The organism is Streptomyces sp. NBC_00252, assembly GCF_036187565.1.
Taxonomy (GTDB): Bacteria; Actinomycetota; Actinomycetes; order Streptomycetales; family Streptomycetaceae; genus Streptomyces.
The window spans coordinates 2,684,319-2,705,209 of sequence record NZ_CP108087.1; the positions used below are offsets into that span (position 1 = coordinate 2,684,319).

Consider the following 20,891-nt stretch of genomic DNA (forward strand, 5'->3'; position numbering starts at 1 on the left):
GAGGATCGGTCTGCCGTCAGTGCTGCGGGGTCCCCTGTGCCCCCGTGCCCACCGGAACCGGGCTCGCCGCGCCCTCGGGCTCGGCCGTACCCGCCGGCTCCGCCGGACCGGCCTCGGCAGCCGCCCGCGACGGACGCCAGCCCAGGCGCCGCCCCCGGGGAACGATCAGCCCCAGCCACACCACCGCGACGATGACCGCGAGGCCCGCCGACGCGGGCCACAGGGCGCGGCGGAGCGGGCCGGCCGCCTTGTCGGCGGGGAGATGGACCGGGGTGGCGGAGTCGTCGCCCCGGGACGACGCCGCCGTGCCGTTCAGGATCGAGGTGACGGCCGCGTACGGGTCCAGGCGCGGGACGTCCGCCGGGTAGGCCGAGGTGCGCAGCAGGGTCGCGGTCTGGGTGGCCGTCAGGTCGGGGTGGACGGAGCGGACCAGGGCCGCCGTACCGGCCACGAAACCGGCGGCCAAGGACGCCCCGGAGCCGATGTAGTGGCCCTTCTTCGCCGGGCCGATGCCGACGACACCGTCACCGGGCGCGGCGACGGCGGCGCTGTTGGTCGTGTATGCGCCGGTCGGGCGCTTGCCGTCGACGTCCACGTCGAGGACGGAGAGCACGCCCTTGTCCGAGGCCGGGTAGTAGGCGCGGGCGGGCGGACTGTCGGTCGCCGACGTCGCCGAGGCCGGGGTGTCCGGTACGGCGGCGGCGACCACCAGGACGTCCTTCTTCGCGGCGTACGCGACCGCCGACCGCAGCGCGCCGGAGTCGCCGCCGAGCGCCGCCGACACGGTGACGACCTTCGCGCCGCCGTCCACGGCGGCCCGGATGCCGTCGGCGACCCGGTCCGCGGTCACCGACCCCCGCGCGTCGCTGCCCCGCACCGCGAGGATCCGCGCCTGTTGCGCGACCCCGGCGAACCGCACACCGTCGGCTACGGCCGCGCCGATCAGCCCGGCCACGAAGGTGCCGTGTCCCACGCAGTCGGTCCCGGCGTCGCCGACCGCCGTGACCCGGCCCTTGAGCGTGGGTGCCGAGGACGAGACGCCGGTGTCGACCACGCCTACGGTCACCCCGGCGCCGGAGGCGAACTGCCAGGTCCTGCCGAGCTGGAGGGAGACCTGCTCCCACGGTAGGTCGGTGGCCCGCTGGTCCGAGCCCGTCGTACAGGCCGCGTCGGCGGCCAACTTCGAGGCGAGGACGGGGAGTTGGACCGTGGAGCCGTCGGCCGCCGTGGCGGTCCCGGCACCGACGGCGCTCGCGCCGGCCGTCAGGAGCAGGGCCAGTCCGGCGGCGAGGGCCTTGCCGTGTGTCGTCGTCATGCCCGGGCCGCCCCGCTGGAGGTGGAGGAGGCGCCCGCCGGATCGGCGAGGTCCTCGGGAAGCAGCAGCCGCAGGTCGTCGAGGCTGGGGACGGCCAGCCTGCTGAGCCGGCCCGCCTGTCGGGTCATCATCCGCTCCAGGATCTGACGGGCGGTGCGCGCGTTGCCGAACGACCGGTCGCGGGGCAGCGAGTCGAAGTACTGCCGCAGGACCGGGCCGAGTCCGGCCGCGCACTCGTAGCCGAGCTGTACAGCGTGCTCGCGAACGATCGTGACCAGCTCGTCGGAGGAGTAGTCGGCGAACTCGACGCGGCGCGAGAAGCGGGAGGACAGGCCCGGGTTGGAGGCGAGGAACGTCTCCATCTCCTGGGTGTAGCCGGCGACGATGACGACCACCTTGTCGCGGTGGTCCTCCATCAGCTTCAGCAGCGTGTCCACGGCCTCCCGGCCGAAGTCGTTGCCGGACGCCTCGCGCGGGGTGAGGGTGTACGCCTCGTCGACGAACAGCACACCGCCCAGGGCCCGTTCGAAGACCTCGCGGGTCAACTGCGCGGTGTGGCCCACGTAGCGGCCGACGAGATCGGCGCGGGACACCTCGACGAGCTGGCCGCGCGGCAACACGCCCAGGGACGCGAGGAGTTCGCCGTAGAGCCGGGCGACCGTGGTCTTGCCGGTGCCGGGCGGGCCGGTGAAGACGAGGTGGTGGCTGAGGCGGGGCACCGGGAGTCCGGCGGCCTCGCGCTGCTTGGCGGTCGAGACCAGGTTGACGAGGTCGGTGACGTCCCGCTTGACCGCGTGGAGTCCGACCAGCGCGTCCAGCCTGCTGAGCGCGTCGTCGCCGGGGTCGACCGCGTTCGGTCCGTCGGCGGCGGTGCGGGCCGCCTCCTCGCTGATGTCCTGCGGCAGCAGCAGGGAGAGGTCCTGCTCGGTGACGTCGGTGAGCGCGGACAGCCGTACCGCCTGCCGGTCCACCATCTCCTCGAACACCTGCCGCGCGGCACGGCCGTTGCCGAAACCGGCGTCCTTCGGTATCCGCTCGAAGTGCACCGCGAGCGCGTGGCGGGTCTCGTCGGCGAGCGTGTACTGGTGGCGCACACACATGCTCTCCATGATCTCCACCAGCTCCGGCACCGAGTAGTTCTCGAACTCGACGGTGCGCGAGAAGCGGGACGCCAGACCGGGGTTGGAGCCGAGGAAGCTGCGCATCTCGTCGGAGTAGCCCGCCGCGACGACGACCACGTCCTCGCGGTGGTCCTCCATCAGCTTCAGCAGCGTGTCCACGGCCTCGCGGCCGAAGTCGGCCCCGGATCCACGGGAGTCGGAGGTGAGGGTGTACGCCTCGTCGACGAACAGGACACCGCCCAGGGCCCGTTCGAAGGCCTCGGTGGTCTTGATGGCCGTACCGCCGATGACCTGGGCGACCAGGTCGGCGCGGGAGACCTCGACCAGGTGGCCGGAGCGCAGGGCGCCCAGCTCGGCGAGGATCGTGCCGTAGAGCCGGGCCACGGTCGTCTTACCGGTACCGGGCGGGCCCGCGAAGACCAGGTGGCGGCTCATCGGCGGGGCGGACATGCCGAGTTGGGCACGGCGGGCCGCGAGCTGGGTGAGGTTGACGAGGGTGCGGACCTGTTCCTTGACGTTGTCGAGGCCGATGAGGCCCTCCAGCGCGGCCATCGGTCCGTCGGGGCGGCCGGGGCCCTCCGACGCCGGGACGGTGCCCGCCGGGTCGGTGCCCTCGGCCTCGCCGAAGCCCCACGCGTCGCGGGACTCGTTGCCGGTGCTGATGAGGTTCTCCACCGCGAGCCGGCCGCCCGCCTTGGCCTGCACGAGGCCGCCGCCCTTGTTGTCGCGGACCGTGCAGCCCACGACCGAGACCGGCGCCTCGGACTCGACCCGGATGCCGTCGCGGTCGTTGCCCGCGGCCTCGCAGCCGTTCAGGGAGGCCCGGCCGCCCTCGCGGACCAGGAAGCCGTGCTCGGCGGCGGCCGCCGTCCGCACCCGGTTCGCCGTCAACTCGCCGCCGCTGTCCACGACCACACCGCAGCCGCCGGCCGAGACCAGCTCGCCGTCACGGATCGCCGCCGTGCCCTCGCCGCCGATCTCCAGACCTGCGCCGCCGGGGTTGTTGACCCGGAACCCGGCGAGATAGACGTTGCCGCCCGCCGCGATCTCCGCGCCGGAACCGCCCGGTGTCTCCACCGTGCAGTCCTCGACCCGGCCGCGTCCGCCGTCGCGCACCGACACACCGCAGCCGCCGGCCCCGGTGATCCGGGCGCGCCGCACCAGCGGGTTGGCGTTGCCGCGGATCACCACGCCGGTGCCCTTGACGTCGATGATCTCCACGCGCTCCAGCTCGGCCGCCGAGTCCTCTTCGAGGAGGACACCGTCGGACTCGCCGTCGCGGATGGTCAGCGAGGTCAGGGTGGGCGAGGACGCCCCGGCCACCCGCAGCGCAGCCGTCTGCGCGCCGGTCAGCCAGCAGTCCTCGTACGTGCCGCGCGAACGGTCCGTCACCAGCAGGCCGTTGCCCGTGCTGCGGGCGGTACGGCAGCGGCGCAGCACCGGGTCGGAGCCGTGCGAGACGATGATGCCGGGGCCGCTGCTGCCGGTGACCCGGACCTCCTCCAGCTCGCAGCGGGCGGCGCTGGTCACATGCACCCCGATCGAGGTGTCACGGATCACGGTCCGCAGCACCCGCACCGCGCTGCGCTCCTCGAGTGCCAGCGACGGCTTGTCCGTGGACGCCAGGTCGCAGTCCTCCACGGAGCCCTGGGCGTCGCCGTTGGCGAGCACGCCGTTGCCGCGCGCGTCGCGCACGGTGCAGCCGCGCAGGGTGGCCCGGCCGCGGTCGCTGATCACCACGCCGCTGGTGCCGAAGTGTTCGAAGGTGCAGGACTCCAGCGAGCTCTCGGTGGACGAGGTGACCACGACACCGGCGCCGGTGCGGTTGGAGACCCGGCACTCACGCATCGCGAGCGAACCGGAGTTGCGGGCGAGGACGGTCGTCCACGAGGCGCCGGAGAGGTCGCAGCCCTGCATCGCGACCTGCCCGTGCGAGGCGTCGACGGCGGGCTGTTCCTCGTCCTGGCCCTGCACCACGAGGTCGGTCAGCATCACCGCGTCCACGCGCAGCGAGATCACGATGCCCTTGCGCGGTGCCAACCGGACGGTGCCGCGCGCCTGTTCGGCGACGATGGTGACCCGGGTGGTGACGACGAGGTTCTCCTCGTACGTTCCCGGGCGCACACTCAGCACCGCGCCTCCGCGCGCCCTGGCCAGGGCCTCTCCGATCGTCCGGGCGTCCCCGGTGCCCTCCGGACAGACCGTCAGTACCTGGCGCACTCAGCTGACCTCCTCGTGTCGGCACCTGTCGGTTGCGGCAACCCCATCATGCCGTCCCCGCACGCGCGTTCCCACTCCGGTCCGATACGCGGGACGTCCGGCCGGGGTGCGCGCGGTGCGGCACAACCGTGCCGTAGGACGAATTATGGGCTGTCGCGCAACAGGCGTACCAGCGGCGGGGTGCAAGCGAGGTGATTGTTAACTCCGGTGAAAGGAACCGTCGTTGGTGCATGCGCGTGAACAGAGGTGAATAGGATTGCGCGGACGGACGTACGACGAACTGCTGGGCGAACAGGGCGGACAGGGCGGATGACAGACCGGACCGGACCGGCCGCGCGGAACACGGCGGCAGAGAAATCGGTGGCGGGCACCCCGGCCGACGAAGCGGCGGCGGACCCGACGACACCTGCACCGGCGACACCCTCGGCGGCGGGCAAGGCGGCGAGCGCGGCCTCGGAAGCAGGCGCGGCCTCGGAGGCGAGCGCGGCGGCAGGCGCGGGTGCGGCAGCGAGCGCGAGCTCGGAAGCGGGCACCGCGAGCGAGTCAGCAGGCGCGGCGGGCAAGGCGGCGAGCGCGGGTACGGCTGCAAGCGCGGCCTCGGAAGCAGGCGCGGCCTCGGAGGCGAGCGCGGCGGCAGGCGCGGGTACGGCAGCGCGAGCAAGCTCGGAAGCGGGCACCGCGAGCGAGTCAACAGGGGCGGCGGGCAAGGCGGCGAGCGCGGGTACGGCTGCAAGCGCGGGCTCGGAAGCAGGCGCGGCCTCGGAGGCGAGCGCGGCGGCAGGCGCGGGTGCGGCAGCGAGCGCGAGCTCGGAAGCGGGCACCGCGAGTGGGTCAACAGGCGCGGCGGGCAAGGCAGTAGGCGCGGGCTCGGAAGCAGCCACGGCAGCCGGCTCGGGCACGAGCGCGGCAGGCACGGCGGCAAGCGCGGGCACAGACCCGGCGGGCACGGCGGCGAGCGCAGGCACGAATCCGGAGGCTGGCTCGGCGGCCGGGGCCACGGTGGAAGCCGCTGCGCTCGCCGGGAGCCGTACCGCAGAGGAACCGGCGGGACCGGGTGCGGGTTCCGCTTCCGCTCGGGCCGCGCGGCAGGAGGCCGAGGCCGAGGCGCCCGCCGGGGTGCTGGCCGTGAGCGTGCCCGAGGGCGACGGCCCCGACCCGGACGCGCACGCCGCGTCGGTGGGGCGTCCCGGCCGGCCGCTGCTGGCCGGTGCCGCGGTGCTCGGCGCGCTGCTGATCGCCGTACCGGGGCTGCTGATGAGCCGGGACCGGACGCCGGAGAGCCACGACCGGGTGGTCGCGGACCAGGCGGGCACCGTGCTCGGCGGCGGCGACGCGACGCAGGGGGCGGGGGCGTACGCCTCGTCGAGCCCGTCCGCGTCCGTCCTGAAGGCCTCGCCGAAGGCACTCCCGCACAAGCCGGCTCCGGCGAAGACGTCCCTCGCGCAGCCGGTGAGCGAGCCGACGGCGGTCAAGAAGTCGAAGAAGCCGGCCGCGACACCGAAGCCGAAGAAGTCGACGGCGAAGTCCGGGACGAGTTCGACCTCCAAGTCCACGACCTCGTACCCGTCGGACGTCCTCGTCACGGCCACCCGGGTGCTGAAGGCGGGCCAGTCGCTCAACGCGAAGAAGGCCCGGCTGCGCATGCAGGCCGACGGCAACTTCGTGCTCTACGACGAGAACAACAAGGCCCGTTGGGCCACGATGACCTTCGGCTCGAACTTCCACGCCGTGTTCCAGGCGGACGGCAACCTCGTCGTCTACACCGCCGACAACCGGCCCGTCTGGGCCAGCCGGACCGACGGCCACAACGGCGCGACCCTGCGGCTCCAGGGCGACGGCAACATGGTGATCTACTCCGGTTCGACCGCGATCTGGGCGACCAACACCGTCCACTGACCGCCCTCAACTCCCTCCGGCCCGCCCCCACTTGGGGACGGGCCGGAGGCATGCGCAGGCAGGGGCGCCACCAGGGCTTCGTCACCCCGTGCACCGCGCCACGGGCTCAGCTCGCGCTGAGCGTGATGTCCTGCTGCTGCACCGCGTGGAAGCGGGGCAGCGGGAGGCCGGAGCCGGCGGAGAGTTCCATCACCGTGGCCTCGACGTGGGCGGCGCCGGGGGTGACCGGGTGGGACGGCTTGCCGGAGTTCTTCCAGCTGTGTTCCATGCCGTCGCAGACCGCCTGGGTGCCGCCGATGCCGTGCCGGACCGCGGGGTCGCCCTGGGAGACGGAGGAACTGACGTACGCCGGGCCCGAGTTGCCGAGACAGCGGTAGGTGCCGGAGAGGGTGACGGTGCCGTCCGGGGCGATGCTGCCCGTGGGGTCGACCGTCACCGCCTCGTAGGAGTCGGCGGACGCGGTCGCGGCGGGGGCGCCGGCCAGCAGGAGCAGCGCGGCACCGGCCGCCGTACCGAGGACGGAACGCAGGGACATGGGGATACCTCCTGGAGTTGGGGCCTCCACTGGTACCGGGCGAGCGCCCCGACTCCCGTGACCCTCACTCCTTCGGTGGCGAGTCCGCACCGGGCGATGCGATCGTCACTCCTCAGGGCTCCTCAGGTGGCGGCTCCGCATCGAGCGTCGTGGAACCGTCCGAGTGTTGTCCGCGTGTTGTCACGCTTCACAGCGGGCTGTTCCGATGAGTTCGCGCCGGGAGGATGGTCTGTATATGCGATGCGGGCGGTGACGGAGCCGCCGGAACGGATCGCATCCGACGTGGAGGTACGCCATGTGTTCCCACCAGCCCTCGTGCCCCGTGACCGACACCCGCACCGAGACCCCGCACATCGTCTCCGCCCACCCCGAGCAGGGCTGGACGCTGCTGTGCGACGGCGCGATCGTCTTCGACGACACCGGCGCCCTGCTCCCCGACGGCCGGATCGTCGCCCCGCACCGGGTGCCGGCGGACCAACTCGCCGTCGCCGCCTGACCGTTCGGCTCCCCCGCGACTCGGCGGGACCGCCGGGCACGGCCCGCGGCACCGCCACCCCCGCACCGCGCAGGTTCAGCTTGCGCACCCGAGGTGACCAGCAGCGATGCCGTCGGCCTAAGATGATCAACGTGTCCGACCAGCATGCTCCACGGTCTCTCATCGTCACGCTCTACGGCGCGTACGGCCGCTTCGTGCCCGGCCCGGTCCCGGTCGCGGAACTGATCCGGCTCCTGGCCGCCGCCGGCGTCGACGCACCCTCCGTGCGCTCCTCCGTGTCCCGCCTCAAACGGCGCGGACTGCTCCTGCCCGCCCGTACCGCACAGGGCGCCGCGGGCTACGAACTCTCGCCCGAGGCACGGCAGTTGCTCGACGACGGCGACCGGCGCGTCTACGCGAGCACTCCCCCGGAGGACGAGGGCTGGGTGCTCGCGGTGTTCTCCGTACCGGAGTCGGAGCGCCAGAAGCGGCACGTCCTGCGCTCGCGTCTGTCCGGCCTCGGCTTCGGCACCGCGGCCCCCGGTGTGTGGATCGCGCCCGCCCGGCTCCACGAGGAGACCCGGCACATCCTCCACCGGCTGCACCTCGACCCGTACGTGGACTTCTTCCGCGGCGAGCACCTGGGCTTCGCGCCGACCGCCGAGGCCGTGGCCCGCTGGTGGGACCTGCCCGCGATCGCCGCGCAGCACCAGGCGTTCCTCGACCGCCACGCGCGCGTGCTGCACGCCTGGGAGCAGCGCCCGGACACCCCGCCCGAGGACGCGTACCGCGACTACCTCCTCGCCCTGGACTCCTGGCGCCATCTCCCCTACGTCGACCCCGGACTGCCCGCGGGCCTGCTCCCCCGGGACTGGCCCGGCGTCCGCTCTGCCGAGGTGTTCCGGGCGCTGCACGAGCGGCTGCGGGACGCGGGGGCGGTCTTCGCAGGCGTGTGAGGGCGGTCACTCAGCCAAACTTCAGGTTCCTCAGCAGGTCCTCTCAGAGTTCTTACCTAGCCTTCGACGACGTCGCTCGTCGGGCAGGAAAGAGGACTGTTGCGCATGACCACCACGGCACGGGCTCAGGGAGCCACCGTCTGGCTCACCGGACTGCCGAGTGCGGGCAAGACGACGATCGCCCGGCGTCTGGGTGAGCGCCTGAAGGCCGAGGGACATCGCGTGGAGATCCTCGACGGCGACGAGATACGCCGCTTCCTCTCGGCCGGCCTCGGCTTCTCCCGGGAGGACCGCAACACCAACGTCCAGCGCATCGGCCTCGTCTCCGAGGTCCTCGCCCGCAACGGCGTCCTCTCCGTCGTCCCGGTCATCGCGCCCTACGCCGACAGCCGCGAGGCCGTCCGCAAGCGCCACGAGGCGAGCGGGACGCCGTACGTCGAGGTGCATGTGGCGACCCCCGTCGAGGTGTGCAGCGAGCGCGACGTCAAGGGCCTCTACGCCCGCCAGGCCGCGGGCCGTCTCACCGGCCTGACCGGCGTCGACGACCCGTACGAACCGCCCACGGAACCGGCGCTCACCCTGCCGACGCAGGTGCAGAGCCCGCAGGAGTCGGCGGACGCGGTGTACGCGGTGCTCTCCGAGCGGGGGCTGGTGTGAGCGCGGTGACGCCCCCGGAGGCCTTCGTCCTCTCCCACCTGGACGCTCTCGAGTCCGAGGCGGTGCACATCTTCCGTGAGGTGGCGGGTGAGTTCGAGCGGCCGGTGATCCTCTTCTCCGGCGGCAAGGACTCGATCGTGATGCTGCATCTGGCGTTGAAGGCGTTCGCGCCGGCGCCGGTGCCGTTCTCGCTGCTGCATGTGGACACCGGACACAACTTCCCCGAGGTCCTTGAGTACCGCGACCGTGTGGTCGCCGCACATGGGCTGCGCCTCCATGTGGCCTCCGTACAGGACTACATCGACCGCGGTGTGCTGCGCGAACGCCCCGACGGCACCCGCAACCCCCTCCAGACGCTCCCGCTCACCGAGAAGATCCAGGCCGAACGCTTCGACGCGGTCTTCGGCGGTGGACGGCGCGACGAGGAGAAGGCCCGCGCCAAGGAACGCGTGTTCAGCCTCCGCGACGAGTTCTCCCAGTGGGACCCGCGCAGGCAACGCCCCGAGCTGTGGAACCTCTACAACGGACGCCACGCACCCGGCGAACACGTCCGCGTCTTCCCGCTCTCCAACTGGACCGAGCTGGACGTCTGGCAGTACATCGCCCGCGAGGGCATCGACCTCCCCCAGATCTACTTCGCGCACTATCGCGAGGTCTTCAGCAGGAACGGCATGTGGCTCACCGCCGGCGACTGGGGCGGCCCGAAGGCGGGCGAAGCCGTGGAGAAGCGGCAGGTGCGGTACCGGACCGTCGGTGACATGTCGTGCACGGGTGCCGTCGACTCGGACGCGGTGACGCTGGAGCAGGTCATATCCGAGATCGCCGCCTCCCGGGTCACCGAGCGGGGCGCCACCCGCGCCGACGACAAGCTGTCCGAGGCCGCGATGGAAGACCGCAAGCGCGAGGGGTACTTCTAGTCATGAGCACCACCACCATCGACACCCTGCGGTTCGCGACGGCCGGTTCGGTCGACGACGGCAAGTCCACCCTCGTGGGACGGCTGCTGCACGACTCCAAGTCGGTCCTCACCGACCAGCTGGAGGCCGTGCAGCGCGTGTCGGCCGACCGCGGCCAGGACGCCCCCGACCTCGCGCTGCTCACCGACGGCCTGCGTGCAGAACGCGAGCAGGGCATCACCATCGACGTGGCGTACCGCTACTTCGCCACCCCGCGCAGGCGGTTCATCCTTGCCGACACCCCGGGGCATGTGCAGTACACCCGCAACATGGTCACCGGCGCCTCCACCGCCGAGCTGACGATCATCCTCGTCGACGCGCGCAACGGCGTGGTCGAGCAGACCCTGCGGCACGCGGCCGTGGCGGCGCTGCTGCGGGTGCCCACGGTCGTCCTGGCCGTCAACAAGATGGACCTCGTCGGTTACGAGCAGGCGGTGTTCGAGCGGATCGTCGAGGAATTCGCGGGCCACGCGGCCGAGTTGGGGCTGCCCTCCTTCACTCCGGTCCCGGTGTCGGCGCTGGTCGGCGACAACGTGGTGGCCCGTTCGGCGCGCATGGACTGGTACGAGGGCCCGGCGCTGCTGGAGTTCCTGGAGGATGTCCCGGTGGGCGCGGACCCGTCGGACGCACCGGCCCGTTTCCCGGTGCAGTACGTCATCCGGGACGGCGAAGTCCGTTGGTACGCGGGGCAGTTGGTGTCCGGTTCGGTGCGGGTCGGGGACAGGGTGACGGTGCATCCCTCCGGGGAGGGTTCCGAGATCGCCGGGATCTCCGTGCTCGGCACCGAGGCCGACGTGGCGTACGCGCCGCAGTCGGTGAGTCTGCGGCTCGCCGATCAACGGGACGTGTCGCGCGGCGACATGATCACCGCCGGAGTCGACGCGCCCGCGCTCACGCAGGACGTGCGGGCCGCCGTCTGCCATCTGGCCGACCGCCCGCTGCGGGTCGGCGACCGGGTGCTGCTGCGGCACACGACCCGCACGGTCAAGGCCATCGTCAAGGACCTCGGCGGCGCTGCCGAGCTGGCCGCGAACGACCTGGGACGGATCACCCTGCGCACCGCCGAGCCGCTCGCGCTCGACGACTACGCGGTCTCCCGCCGTACGGGCGCGTTCCTGGTGATCGATCCGGCGGACGGCGGGACGCTCACCGCCGGGATGGCCGATCTGACCTGATTCTTACCCGCAGAATGCCCTCGGGGCCCGTTTCGGACGGGCCCCGAGGGCATTCTCTTGCCCAGCCGAAATAGCCTGTCGAAATGACCTGTTGCCGTCGCATCCGTCACGAGTCGTCAATAGCGCGGTAACAACGGGAGCAGGTGTGCGGGAGGGACCGTTGAACGGGGTATGCCGCTCGGTACCGGGGCCGAAGGTCCCGTCCGGCGCCTGCCGAGAGACTCTGACAAAAGGCGCCGTACCATTCATATAGTTGAAAGCAGGACAGCCTGCTCCATGAACGGACCCGCCTTGCAAGATCGACCCTCCGCCTCCGCCTCCTGGCGCATCGCACTGCCGCACACCGCCGCGGCCGTGCCGGTGGCCCGTGCACTGGTCCGTACGGCTCTGTCCGAGGTCACGTACACGGCCGACAGTGACACCGCGGAGCTGCTGACGGCGGAACTGGTCGCGAACGCGGTGGAGCACACCGCCGGTGACGCTCCCATAGAGCTCGTGGTCGAGCTGCTGCCCACCGGCTGCCAGGTCGAGGTGCACGACCCCGACCCGGAGCCGCCCGGCAGTCTCACGAAACCCGTCGTCGAGGACCCCGACCCCTGGCAGGAGCACGGGCGCGGCCTGCTGCTGATCCGCGCCCTCAGCTCGTCCTGCGGCCACCGCCCCACCGAGTCGGGCAAGGCCGTGTGGTTCCGGCTGCCCGTCGTACCGCCCCAGTGGCGCCCGGCGGGATAGCCGCCGTAGGAGATCAGGCCTGGTCAGGCGAGTGTGGCGACCAGGACGGCCTTGATCGTGTGCAGTCGGTTCTCCGCCTGGTCGAAGACGACCGAGTGCGGGGACTCGAAGACCTCGTCCGTGACCTCCAGGGAGTCGAGGCCGTGGGTCTCGTATATCTCGCGGCCGACCTTGGTGCCGAGGTCGTGGAAGGCCGGCAGGCAGTGCAGGAACTTGACGTCCGGGTTGCCGGTGGCCCGTAGGACGTCCATGGTCACCGCGTACGGCGCGAGGGCCGCGATCCGCTCGTCCCAGACCTGCTTGGGCTCGCCCATGGAGACCCAGACGTCGGTGACGACGAAGTCGGCGCCCGCGACGCCCTCCTCGATCTCCTCGGTGAGCGTGATGCGCGCACCGCTCCGCGCGGCGAGCGTGCGGGCGGCGGTGACGATCTCCCCGGCGGGCCAGTACGACTTCGGCGCGACGATCCGTACGTCCATGCCCAGCAGCGCGCCGGTGACCAGGTAGGAGTTGCCCATGTTGAAGCGGGCGTCGCCCAGGTAGGCGAAGGCGATCTGCTGCAGCGGCTTGTCGCTGTGCTCGGTCATGGTGAGCACGTCGGCGAGCATCTGGGTGGGGTGCCAGTCGTCGGTGAGCCCGTTGTAGACCGGCACGCCCGCGTACACGCCCAGCTCTTCCACGGCGACCTGGCTGTCGCCGCGGTACTCGATGGCGTCGAACATACGACCGAGCACCCGCGCGGTGTCCTTCACGGACTCCTTGTGCCCGATCTGCGAGCCCGACGGGTCGAGGTAGGTCGTCGAGGCCCCCTGGTCGGCGGCGGCGACCTCGAACGCGCAGCGGGTGCGCGTCGAGGTCTTCTCGAAGATCAGCGCGATGTTCTTCCCCGACAGGTACCGCGTCTCGCCCCCCGCCTTCTTCGCGGCCTTCAGCTCCGCGGCCAGCTCGATCAGACCGCGGAACTCCTCCTCGGAGAAGTCCAGCTCCTTGAGGAAGTGGCGGCCGGCGAGGGCGGTCGGGACTGTCGCCATGGGGGCGCTCCATCGGTGCAGGGACGGGACACGGGGACACGGGGAACACGTGCTTACTTTTGGAATTCTATACGATACATAGAATTTCTATACGACACCCCGTTCGTCCCGCCCATCCTGCCCAGGTCCCGCTACACGGCGTCCCGCTCGACCGGGCAGCTCATGCAGCGCGGCCCGCCCCGGCCCCGGCCCAGCTCGCTCCCCGGGATCTCGATCACCTCGATGCCCTGCTTGCGCAGATAGGTGTTGGTGGTGGCGTTCCGCTCGTACGCGACGACGACGCCGGGCTCGACGGCGAGGACGTTGCAGCCGTCGTCCCACTGCTCGCGCGCGGCGGCGTGCACGTCCTGGGTGGCGGTCAGGACCCGGATCCCGCCCAGACCGAGGGCGGCGGCGATCGCGTGGTACATGTGCTCCGGCGGATGGTCGGTGACCTTCAACTCCTTGTCGCCGACGCCCGGTTCGATGGTGTACGACCGCAGCATGCCGAGCCCGCCGTACTGGGTGAAGGTGTCGCCGTCGACCATCGTCATCACCGTGTCGAGGTGCATGAAGGCGCGCTGCTTGGGGATGTCGAGGGCCACGATCGTGCGTGCGGAGCCTTCGGCGAACAGCTTGTGCGCGAGCATCTCGACGGCCTGCGGGGTGGTCCGCTCGCTCATGCCGATGAGCACCGCGCCGTTCCCGATGACGAGCACGTCGCCGCCCTCGATGGTGGACGGGTAGTCGGCCTGTCCCTCGGACCAGACGTGGAACTTCTCGCTGCGGAAGAGCGGGTGGTGCCGGTAGATCGCCTCGAAGTGGACGGTCTCGCGCTGCCGGGCCGGCCAGCGCATGGCGTTGACGGAGACGCCGTCGTAGATCCAGGCGGAGGTGTCGCGGGTGAAGAGGTGGTTGGGGAGCGGGGCGAGGAGGAAGTCGTCGAGGTCCATGACGTGGAAGCGGACGGAGGTCGGCTCCGCGTGCGCCTCCAGGAACTCACGCTTGGTCATGCCGCCCACCAGCGCCTCGGCCAGTTCGGGTGCGGGCAGCGCCTCGAAGGCGGCGCGGAGGTGGTCGGTGGCGAGGGGGCCGTACTCCTTCTCGTCGAAGACACGGTCCAGGACGAGCGCGCGGGCCTCCGGGATCGCCAGGGACTCGGCGAGCAGGTCGCCGAAGAGGTGGACGGCGACGCCTCGGTCGCGCAGCACGTCCGCGAAGCCGTCGTGCTCGGCGCGCGCCCGGCGCACCCAGAGCACGTCGTCGAAGAGGAGCGCGTCCTTGTTGCCGGGGGTGAGCCTTTTGAGCTCCAGATCCGGCCGGTGCAGGATGACGCGGCGCAGCCGCCCGGTCTCGGAGTCGACATGGAGTGCCATGTCTCCATCCTGACCACACCGGGCCGAGTTCACCCCCGTACTTTTCATACTGCACTTGTTCTCGTCCTCTTGACGACAAGTGCGGACTCCGCTTATCGTCTTACTGACGAAATCGAGGCGGGATCTGACCGGATCCCATGGGAACGACCGGATCTGAGGGACTCTGATGGCCGACATCACCCGGCGCCTGGGCTGGCGCCACCTGCGCGGGGCGCCGACGGCGCACATCCGGCACCACCGCGGGGGCACGCTGCTGCACGACGGGCCCGGACTCAGCTTCTGGTTCCGCGCGTTGACCGCCGCACTCTCCGAAGTGCCGGTCGACGACCGCGAGTTGGCCATGACCTTCCACGCCCGTACGTCCGACTTCCAGGACGTGGCGGTGCAGGCGACCGTCACCTACCGGATCAGCGACCCGGCCCTCGCCTCCGCCCGCCTCGACTTCTCCGTCGACCCGGACACGGGCGTGTGGCGGGGCTCGCCCCTCGAACAGCTCGGCACCCTGCTCACCGAAACGGCCCAGCAGCACGCGCTGGCGGTCCTCGCCCGGACGCCCCTCGCCGCCGCGCTGGTCGACGGGGTGACGGCGGTACGGGAGCGGATCGCGGCCGGGCTCGGCGCCGAACCCCGGCTGCCGGCCACCGGCATCGAGGTGGTCGCCGTCCGCGTGATGGCGATCCGCCCCGAGCCCGAGGTGGAGCGGGCGCTGCGCACCCCGGCCCGCGAGCAGATCCAGCAGGAGGCGGACAAGGCCACCTACGAACGCCGGGCGGTGGCCGTCGAGCGGGAGCGCGCGATCGCCGAGAACGAACTGGACAGCCAGATCGAACTCGCCCGCCGCGAGGAGCAGTTGGTCGACCAGCGCGGCACCAACACGCGCCGCGAGGCCGAGGAGCACGCGGCGGCCGACGGTGTACGGGCCGAGGCGGAGGCGGCCCGCACGGTACGGCTCGCCGACGCCGAGGCGGCCCGTTCGGTACGGCTCGCCCGTGCCGAGGCCGAGGGTGCGCGCGAGGTGGGCGACGCGCGGGCGCACGCCCAGGCGGCGTGGCTGCGGGTGCACGCCGATGTCGACGTGGCGACGCTCAACGCGCTCACCGGCACGCGGCTCGCGGAGAACCTGCCGAACATCGACAGCATCACCATCTCGCCGGACGTGCTGACGGGGCTGCTGACCAAGCTCGCCGGCGGTGGCGGGGAGACGGGCGCGTGAGTCTCGCGCCGCGGGCCGTCCTCGTCCACCGGACCACGGAGTACGAGGAGTTGGTGGCCCGGCACGGGACGCACGGGCAGGCCGCGTACTTCCTCCGGTCGCGGGGGCGGGACATCGAGGAGGTCGCCGAACGGCACCGCCGCACCCGGCGGGCGCTGGCCGAGGTGTCGGCGGCGATCCCCCTGACCTGGCGTCAGACCCAGGTCGAGCGGGCCGACTTGGACCGGTTCCTGTTCGCGCCGGAGGACGTGGTCGCCGTGGTCGGGCAGGACGGGCTGGTCGCGAACGTCGCCAAGTACCTCACCGGGCAACCGGTGTTGGGCTTCGACACCGACCCCGGGCGCAACCCCGGTGTCCTGGTCCGGCACAGCCCGTCGGCCGCAGCCACGCTGCTGCCCTCGGCGCACTCGGTCGGTACCGGTGTGGACGAACTCACCATGGTCGAGGCCGTCGCCGACGACACGCAGCGGCTGGTCGCGCTCAACGAGATCTATCTGGGATCCGTCGGTCATCAGACCGCCCGATACCGCCTGGGCCTGGAGGGCGACGGGGGTGTCGTCGAGGCCCAGGCGTCCTCCGGGGTGCTCGTGGGAACGGGCACGGGGGCCACGGGGTGGCTCCGGTCGGTGTGGCAGGAACGGGGCAGTGCCCTGTCCCTGCCACACCCCTCGGAGGGCCGGCTCGTCTGGTTCGTACGAGAGGCGTGGCCGTCACCGGTGACCGGCACGTCGCTGGTCGCCGGGGAGCTGGTCGGTTCCTCGGTGCTTGAACTCACCGTGGAGTCCGAGGCGTTGATCGTGTTCGGGGACGGGATGGAGGGGGATGCGGTGGAGTTGACGTGGGGGCAGGGGGTTCGGGTCGGGGTGTGCGGTCAGCGCTTGCGGCTCGTCGGTTGAACGTCCCTGGGGGCTCCGCCCCGAGACCCCCGTCTCCCGCCCACCCACCCGTTTGCGGGTGTTTAAAGGTGAACCTAAAAACATCCCCGCACGGGTGGTGGGTGGGCAAGGGCCCGGGGGTCTGGGGGCAGAGCCCCCAGGGACGCCCGCCCCCACCCACCCGCACCACCCCTCACAACCGAGGATCCACCGGCTCCGACTCCAACGCCAGCACCCCGAACACCGCCTCGTGCACACGCCACAACGGCTCCCCCTCGGCCAGCCGATCCAGCGCCTCAAGACCCAGCGCGTACTCCCGGACCGCCAGGGACCGCTTGTGGTTCAGGAACCGCCCCCGCAGCCGCGTGAGGTTGTCGGGCCGCGTGTACTCCGGCCCGTAGATGATCCGCAGATACTCCCGCCCCCGGCACTTGATCCCGGGCTGGACAAGCCGCCCGGCGCCGCTGCGCACCACCGCTCCGACCGGCTTGACGACCATGCCCTCGCCGCCGCGCCCGGTCATCTCCAGCCACCAGTCGACACCGGCCTGGACGGACTCGGGGTCACCGGTGTCGACGTAGAGACGACGGGTGGTCTGCAGCAGGCCCGTGCCGTCGTGCTCGACGAGCCGGTCCAGCAGGGCGAGTTGCTCGTCGTGCGGGAGCGCGGCGAGGCTGCGGCCCTGGACCGCGAGGAACTGGAACGGGGCGAGCCGGACACCGTCGAGGCCGGTCGTGGTCCAGCAGTAGCGCCGGTACGCGTCGGTGAACGCCGAGGCGTCCGCGGCGCGTTCACGCTGCCGGGAGAGCAGCGCGTCCACATCGACACCCCGGCCCGCCGCACCTTCCAGCGCGGTGAGCGCACCCGGGAACACGGCTCGCGCCGCCGCACCGACCGCCGCGTACTGACCGCGCAGCAGCCCGGACGCCTTCAGCGACCACGGCATCAACTCCGCGTCCAGCAGCACCCAGTCGGTGTCAAGCTCCGCCCACAGGCCCGACTCGTCGAGCGCCGTCCGCAGTCGGCCGAGGATCTCCTCGGTGACCGTCGCATCGTCGAAGAACGGACGCCCCGTACGCGTGTACAGGGAGCCGGTGGGCCCGCCGTCCACCCCGAACCGCTTCGCCGCGGCCTCCGCGTCCCGGCACACCAGAGCGACCGCCCGCGACCCCATGTGCTTCTCCTCGCACACGACCCGCGCGACCCCGTCCTCGGCGTACTGCGCGAACGCCTCGGCCGGGTGCTCCAGATAGCCGTCCACGTGCGACGTCGCCGTGGGAGCCATCGTCGGCGGGAGGTACGGCAGCAGGCGCGGGTCGACCGCGAAGCGGCTCATGACCTCCAGGGCCGCCGCCGCGTTCTCCTCGCGGACCGACACCCGGCCTGTGTACCGGGTCTCCACCACCCGGCGGCCGTGCACGTCCGCCAGGTCGAGCGGGCGGCCGTCCTGGCCGCCGGGTGCCTCGGTGCGCAGCGGACGGGTCGGCTCGTACCAGACCTGCTCGGCGGGTACGTCGACCAACTCCCGCTCCGGCCACCGCAGTGCGGTCAGTTTGCCGCCGAAGACGGCACCCGTGTCGAGGCAGATCGTGTTGTTGAGCCAGGTGGCCTCGGGGACCGGGGTGTGGCCGTAGACGACCGCCGCCCGACCTCGGTAGTCCTCGGCCCACGGATAGCGCACGGGCAGGCCGAACTCGTCGGTCTCGCCGGTGGTGTCACCGTAGAGGGCGTGCGAGCGGACCCGGCCGGAGGTGCGGCCGTGGTACTTCTCGGGCAGCCCGGCATGGCAGACCACGAGCCTGCCGCCGTCGAGGACGTAGTGGCTGACGAGCCCGTCGATGAACTGCCGTACCTGGGTACGGAATTCGTCGGTCTCCTCCTCCATCTGCTCGATGGTCTCGGCGAGGCCGTGGGTGTGCTGGACGTTGCGGCCCTTCAAGTAACGGCCGTACTTGTTCTCGTGGTTGCCCGGGACGCACAGCGCGTTGCCCGAGCCGACCATGGACATCACGCGGCGCAGCACACCGGGCGAGTCCGGTCCGCGGTCGACGAGGTCGCCGACGAAGACGGCCGTGCGGCCCGCCGGGTGGACGCCGTCGTCGTAGCCCAACTTGCCGAGCAGGGTCTCCAGTTCGGCGGCGCAGCCGTGGATGTCGCCGATGATGTCGAAGGGGCCGGTGAGGTGGGTCAGGTCGTTGTAGCGCTTCTCGGTGACGACCGTGGCGTTCTCGATCTCCTCGACGCCGCGCAGGACGTGCACCTTGCGGAAGCCCTCGCGTTCCAAGCCCCGCAGGGAGCGCCGGAGTTCACGGGTGTGGCGGGTGATGACGCGGCGCGGCATGTCGGCGCGGTCGGAGCGGGAGGCGTTGCGCTCGGCGCACACCTCCTCCGGCACGTCGAGCACGATGGCGATGGGCAGCACGTCGAACTGCTTTGCCAGGTCGATCAGTTGGCGGCGGCTGTCCTGCTGCACGCTGGTCGCGTCGACGACGGTGCGGCGGCCGGCGGCGAGGCGCTTGCCCGCGATGTAGTGCAGGACGTCGAAGGCGTCCCGGCTGGCGCTCTGGTCGTTCTCGTCGTCGGCGACCAGGCCCCGGCAGAAGTCCGAGGAGATGACCTCGGTGGGCTTGAAGTGGCGGTGCGCGAACGTGGACTTGCCCGAGCCGGAGGCACCGATCAGCACCACGAGGGAGAGGTCGGTGACGGGCAGGGTCCGTACCTTCGCGGGGGTCTCGTTCGTCATGCGGCCTTCTCCTCCTTCGCGGTGGTCATACGGAACACGGCCATCTGGGTGGGCGGCCCCACCTCGGGGTCGTCGGGCCCGACCGGTACGAACTCGACGTCGTAGCCGTGCCGTTGGGCGACCTTCGCCGCCCACTCGCCGAACTCGGCGCGCGTCCACTCGAAGCGGTGGTCGCCGTGCCGTACGTGTCCGGCGGGGAGGGTCTCCCAGCGGACGTTGTACTCGACGTTCGGGGTGGTGACGACGACCGTCCTGGGGCGGGCGGCGCCGAACACCGCGTACTCCAGGGCCGGCAGCCGGGGCAGGTCGAGGTGCTCGATGACCTCGCTGAGCACGGCGGCGTCGTAGCCCTTGAGGCGGTTGTCGGTGTAGGCGAGGGAGCTCTGGAAGAGCTGGACGCGCGAGGCCTGCCGCTCGCCCATGCGGTCGAGCTTGAGACGGCGGCCGGCGATGGTGAGCGCGCGCATCGACACGTCGGTGCCGACGATCTCGGTGAACCGGGTGTCCTTGAGGAGCGCCTGCACCAACTGGCCCTGTCCGCAGCCGAGATCGAGCACGCGGGCGGCACCGGACGTCTTGAGCGCGTCGACGATCGCGTCCCGGCGCTGCACGGCGAGGGGTGTCGGCTTCTCCTCGGTCTCGGTCTCCGCCCCGACGGCGTTGTCGATCTCCTCGACCTCGCTGTCGTCGGCCTCGGCGAGCCGCACCAGCTCCAGCCGCTCCATGGCCTCCCGGGTGAGGGACCAACGGCGGGACAGATAGCGGCTGGTGATGAGCTTCTGCTCGGGGTGCGCGGGCAGCCAGCCCTCGCCCGCGCGCAGCAGTTTGTCGACCTCGTCGGACGCCACCCAGTAGTGCTTGGCGTCGTCGAGGACCGGGAGCAGGACGTACAGGTGGCGCAGCGCCTCGGCGAGGGTCAGCGTCTCCGACTCCAGGACGAGGCCGACGTACCGCGAGTCGCCCCACTCGGGGAACTCGGCGTCCAGCGCGACCGGTTCGGCGGTGACGGTCCAGCCGAGCGGCGCGAAGAGGTTCCGTACGAGGTCGGGGCCGCCCCTCGCGGGCAGCGCGGGTACCTCGACGCGCAGCGGCAGCGGCTGGCCGGCCCGCTCGGGGCGCGCGGTGCACACGCCCCGCATGGCGCTGGAGAAGACCGCGCTCAGGGCGACGGCGAGGAGTGAAGAGGCCGCGTACGGGCGGTCGTTGACGTACTGCGCGAGGGCCGCGTCGGGGGCGCCGCCGCGTCCTTTGCCCTTGCCGCGCCGGACCAGCGCCACCGCGTCGACCTCCAGCAGGAGCGCCGCCGTGCAGCGCTCGGCATCGGCCTCCGGGTAGACGACGTGCGCCTTGCCGTAGGACGTGGAGAACGCCTGCGCCTTGTCGGGATGCTTGTGCAGCAGGAAACCGAGGTCGGTAGCGGGGCGCTCTGGGGTGCCGGTGGTGCTGATGGTCAGGAACACGGTGGGTATGCCTCGAAACGTCTGCTGAGCCTCTGAACTGGGGAAGCGCGCCGCCGCGGAACTCGGGGCGCCCGCCCAACGTACAGCGAACATCCCTCACGTAGTCAGGCATTTTCCCCCTGGCCCTCCCCCGCCGGGCGGCCGTGACGGTCGGCGTTTCTTGCGGCGCCGTGGGC

General features: G+C 71.9%; 16 protein-coding genes. 9 read left to right on the plus strand and 7 right to left on the minus strand.

The window, feature by feature from the left end:
• Window positions 1-16 precede the first annotated feature (16 nt).
• On the minus strand, window positions 17-1,315 hold the full coding sequence (locus OHT77_RS11405) for a S8 family serine peptidase (protein ID WP_328828142.1): 1,299 nt from the start codon (window positions 1,313-1,315) through the stop codon (window positions 17-19).
• A complete protein-coding gene (locus OHT77_RS11410; protein ID WP_328828143.1) occupies window positions 1,312-4,656 on the minus strand; it encodes a right-handed parallel beta-helix repeat-containing protein in 3,345 nt (1,114 codons plus the stop codon). Before OHT77_RS11410 ends, OHT77_RS11405 begins: the two co-directional genes overlap by 4 nt.
• 309 nt (window positions 4,657-4,965) lie before the next feature.
• On the opposite strand from OHT77_RS11410, the gene OHT77_RS11415 reads away from it, so the two are divergent.
• Window positions 4,966-6,552, plus strand: a complete 1,587-nt coding sequence (locus OHT77_RS11415) for a hypothetical protein (protein WP_328828144.1) — start codon at window positions 4,966-4,968, stop codon at window positions 6,550-6,552.
• Window positions 6,553-6,658: 106 nt separating this feature from the next.
• Here OHT77_RS11415 and OHT77_RS11420 read toward each other — a convergent pair whose 3' ends face one another.
• Window positions 6,659-7,087 carry a DUF6299 family protein gene (locus OHT77_RS11420; RefSeq protein ID WP_328828145.1) on the minus strand — a complete coding sequence of 143 codons (429 nt, stop codon included), beginning with the start codon at window positions 7,085-7,087 and terminating at the stop codon, window positions 6,659-6,661.
• A gap of 295 nt (window positions 7,088-7,382) precedes the next feature.
• Here OHT77_RS11420 and OHT77_RS11425 point away from each other — a divergent pair, with 295 nt between their 5' ends.
• The 6 genes from OHT77_RS11425 to OHT77_RS11450 all read left to right on the plus strand — a co-directional run bounded on the left by OHT77_RS11425 (window position 7,383) and on the right by OHT77_RS11450 (window position 12,038).
• Window positions 7,383-7,583 (plus strand): DUF5999 family protein, encoded by a 201-nt coding sequence (locus tag OHT77_RS11425; RefSeq protein ID WP_328828146.1) that lies wholly within the window; start codon window positions 7,383-7,385, stop codon window positions 7,581-7,583.
• 122 nt (window positions 7,584-7,705) lie between these two features.
• A complete protein-coding gene (locus OHT77_RS11430; RefSeq protein ID WP_328828147.1) occupies window positions 7,706-8,518 on the plus strand; it encodes a PaaX family transcriptional regulator in 813 nt (270 codons plus the stop codon).
• A 105-nt stretch (window positions 8,519-8,623) separates the two neighbouring features.
• Window positions 8,624-9,175, plus strand: coding sequence for an adenylyl-sulfate kinase (cysC, locus tag OHT77_RS11435; RefSeq protein WP_328828148.1), 552 nt, complete (start codon window positions 8,624-8,626; stop codon window positions 9,173-9,175).
• Window positions 9,172-10,092: a sulfate adenylyltransferase subunit CysD gene (gene cysD, locus OHT77_RS11440; RefSeq protein WP_328828149.1), complete on the plus strand. Its 921-nt coding sequence runs from the start codon at window positions 9,172-9,174 to the stop codon at window positions 10,090-10,092. The genes cysC and cysD overlap by 4 nt, the downstream gene beginning before the upstream one ends.
• A 2-nt stretch (window positions 10,093-10,094) precedes the next feature.
• On the plus strand, window positions 10,095-11,306 hold the full coding sequence (locus tag OHT77_RS11445) for a sulfate adenylyltransferase subunit 1 (RefSeq protein ID WP_328828151.1): 1,212 nt from the start codon (window positions 10,095-10,097) through the stop codon (window positions 11,304-11,306).
• Window positions 11,307-11,582: 276 nt separating this feature from the next.
• Window positions 11,583-12,038: an ATP-binding protein gene (locus tag OHT77_RS11450; RefSeq protein ID WP_328828152.1), complete on the plus strand. Its 456-nt coding sequence runs from the start codon at window positions 11,583-11,585 to the stop codon at window positions 12,036-12,038.
• A 23-nt stretch (window positions 12,039-12,061) separates the two neighbouring features.
• Here OHT77_RS11450 and argF read toward each other — a convergent pair whose 3' ends face one another.
• Entirely contained in the window at window positions 12,062-13,069 is a 1,008-nt protein-coding gene (gene argF / locus OHT77_RS11455) for an ornithine carbamoyltransferase (protein WP_328828153.1), read from the minus strand.
• A gap of 131 nt (window positions 13,070-13,200) precedes the next feature.
• Window positions 13,201-14,424: an arginine deiminase gene (locus OHT77_RS11460; RefSeq protein WP_266773428.1), complete on the minus strand. Its 1,224-nt coding sequence runs from the start codon at window positions 14,422-14,424 to the stop codon at window positions 13,201-13,203.
• A gap of 166 nt (window positions 14,425-14,590) precedes the next feature.
• Between OHT77_RS11460 and OHT77_RS11465 the strand changes: the two genes are divergently transcribed.
• Together OHT77_RS11465 and OHT77_RS11470 are read left to right on the plus strand one after the other, a co-directional pair.
• Window positions 14,591-15,637, plus strand: a complete 1,047-nt coding sequence (locus OHT77_RS11465; RefSeq protein WP_328828154.1) for an SPFH domain-containing protein — start codon at window positions 14,591-14,593, stop codon at window positions 15,635-15,637.
• Window positions 15,634-16,533, plus strand: a complete 900-nt coding sequence (locus tag OHT77_RS11470; RefSeq protein ID WP_328828155.1) for a hypothetical protein — start codon at window positions 15,634-15,636, stop codon at window positions 16,531-16,533. Before OHT77_RS11465 ends, OHT77_RS11470 begins: the two co-directional genes overlap by 4 nt.
• Window positions 16,534-16,705: 172 nt before the next feature.
• On the opposite strand, the gene OHT77_RS11475 is transcribed toward OHT77_RS11470, so the two are convergent.
• Window positions 16,706-19,255 carry a polynucleotide kinase-phosphatase gene (locus OHT77_RS11475; protein WP_328828156.1) on the minus strand — a complete coding sequence of 850 codons (2,550 nt, stop codon included), beginning with the start codon at window positions 19,253-19,255 and terminating at the stop codon, window positions 16,706-16,708.
• The gene (locus tag OHT77_RS11480) at window positions 19,252-20,715 is read right to left on the minus strand and encodes a 3' terminal RNA ribose 2'-O-methyltransferase Hen1 (RefSeq protein WP_328828157.1); all 1,464 of its coding nucleotides are present in this window, start codon (window positions 20,713-20,715) and stop codon (window positions 19,252-19,254) included. The genes OHT77_RS11475 and OHT77_RS11480 overlap by 4 nt, the downstream gene beginning before the upstream one ends.
• Between the last annotated feature and the right edge of the window lie 176 nt (window positions 20,716-20,891).